We start from the raw sequence: 2,258 nt of genomic DNA on the forward strand, positions 1-2,258 counted from the left end.
GGCGGCTTTACCATCTCTGCCGTCATGGCAGGCGCTGCGCTTGTGATGTTATTGATGTTCAGAAAGGGCCTAACTGGTGTAGCCGCTGAACTTGACCAAAAAGCGGTAAGCTTGAAAAACTGGGTATTCTTCGCACTGATTTCCGTCGCCATGATCGCGTTGGTGTTCTTCATGTTCTCAAACATGGATATTGGTCAAAACATCGTTTATGCCATCGGTGGCGCTGCGATTCTTTACTTCGTCTCTTTAATGCTGAAAGCCAGCAAAGCCGAGTCATTGAAGATGGGCACCATCCTCATTGTGACCTTCTTGACTACGTGTTTCTTCGTCTACTACGGACAAATGATGACGTCAATGAACATGGTGGCAATCAATACTTTGAAAGGCTCACTGTTTGGCTTTATCCCACTTGAGCCAGAAGCAGCAATGGCAATGAATCCACTTTGGTGTATGGTTGGTGGCCCTATTGTTGCGGGTTTCTTCGGTATGCTTGAAAAACGCGACGTTCACCTTTCGACAGCGACTAAAATCGCGATGGCGTTTGTACTCACTGCAATTGCATTTGGCATCCTAACGTTTGCGGTCACAACCGTTGGTGAAGATGTGGTGATCATGCCTGAAATCTTCTTGGCGATTCACTTCTTCCAAGCCATTGCGGAAGTTATCGTTGGTTCAATGGTTGTGGCATTCATTCTGTCTGTTGCACCAAAACACATCGAGAACTTCTCGGTTAGTCAATTCTCCGTTGCTATCGCACTGAGTGGTATCGTTGATGCCGCTTTCTCAACGTCAATTGCGATGGAAAAAGGCCAAGAGATCACTCAAGAAATCGTACAAACCGTATACGGTGATTACTTCCAATTGCTTACTGTACTAGCGGTTGTGATGGTGGCGATTGCTATGGCAGCGTCGGTTGTTATTCGCAAAATGCTGGATGCGGCAAAAGAAAGCGAAGCACAAGCGCAACCTGTCGAGATTGAAGCGGGTGTCGAGGTACAGAGCTAATCGCTTTCGCACCGCCACTTGATTACATACGCAATCAACAAACAAAAATGCCGCGAATTCATCGCGGCATTTTCGTAATGACAACGTGACCGATTAATCGCGGCGGCCACGAAGTTCAATCGGTTGGGTAGATGCATCGGTTTGAATCATCACGCCGCCGTACATCGCTTCATTACGGCCTTTCAACGTAAGTTGCGAGTTTGCGCGTTCAACATCCACTTGGTTCGTATTACTCATTGTCATGTCAATGGTACCTGTGTATGAGCCATCCGCCGCAAATGCCACATTCGCTGAGCAAACCATCAAGCCTAATGCGATTAGTTTTTTCATACATCACCTCTGTTATTGTCTGTACCTGTTTCGATGTAGAAACAGTATCAACGTAAAGGGGGCAAGACGAGGAAACTCCTGATTTACCAAATGGAAATCCCCTTTCTTCACTTCCGGATAGATGCCTCAATAAAATTGACCGTTTGATGTCTTTGGATGATCAGCTCAACGCTATGATGTGAAGCGAGCCGAATTGTTGGAGTAAAGAATGGCGATTAATCTGGATATTCAAAACATTCTTGTGCTGAAGCGCATGTATGAGCTGCGCAATGTTCGGTTAGTCGCAGAGTCGTTAGGAAAAACATCCGGAGCCATCAGTAAAAACCTCACCAAGATGAAAACCCAGTTCGATGATCCTCTGTTTGTGCAAACGAAACATGGCTTTGAACCGACGACGTTTGTCGAAACAAACATGGCACACTTCGAACAGATTCTGATGAGTGTGGACTCCATTAAGCCGCAAAACTTTTCCCCAGAGACCTTTGATGGGCAACTGTCGATTTATGCCAACACGCTATTTTGGGATTACTTCGGCGATGAGCTTTACTTGAGCCTGCTAAAACAAGCACCTCGAGCCAAATTTTCGTTTCTGCGCTGGGGAAACGAGGCTAAAAACCGTTTAATAGATGGTGAAAATGCGGTCGCAATCCACTACTTTGATGAGGACTTACCTCAATCGGTCGCACAAAAAGAGTTGGGAAAAGGAAAAGCCGTCTTTTTTGTTCGCAAAGATCACCCCGCACAAGATTTTGATGACTTGCAGCTCTACCCCTTTTTACTCTTCAAAACACCAGGATGGAATGACTACCGGTACCCTCTGTTGGAACGCTTGAAGAACATTGGTTTTAATGCGTCGCCAAAAGTGGAAATAGAACACCCAGCGATGATCCACAAAATCATCCTTCAAACCGATCATTTCGGTA

3 protein-coding genes are annotated in these 2,258 nt (G+C 45.8%); 2 read left to right on the forward strand and 1 reads right to left on the reverse strand.

Translation table 11 applies throughout. The features are described from left to right. Positions 1–1,005: major facilitator superfamily transporter (locus R8269_RS23460; RefSeq protein ID WP_318222689.1), on the forward strand; the 1,005-nt coding region annotated here is incomplete at its 5' end. 93 nt (positions 1,006–1,098) lie between these two features. Here R8269_RS23460 and R8269_RS23465 read toward each other — a convergent pair. Next, on the reverse strand, positions 1,099–1,335 hold the full coding sequence (locus tag R8269_RS23465) for a hypothetical protein (RefSeq protein WP_005464033.1): 237 nt from the start codon (positions 1,333–1,335) through the stop codon (positions 1,099–1,101). 208 nt (positions 1,336–1,543) lie between these two features. Here R8269_RS23465 and R8269_RS23470 point away from each other — a divergent pair. Beyond that, positions 1,544–2,258: LysR family transcriptional regulator (locus tag R8269_RS23470; RefSeq protein WP_318222690.1), on the forward strand; the 715-nt coding region annotated here is incomplete at its 3' end.

Source organism: Vibrio sp. Vb0667 (genome assembly GCF_033391095.1).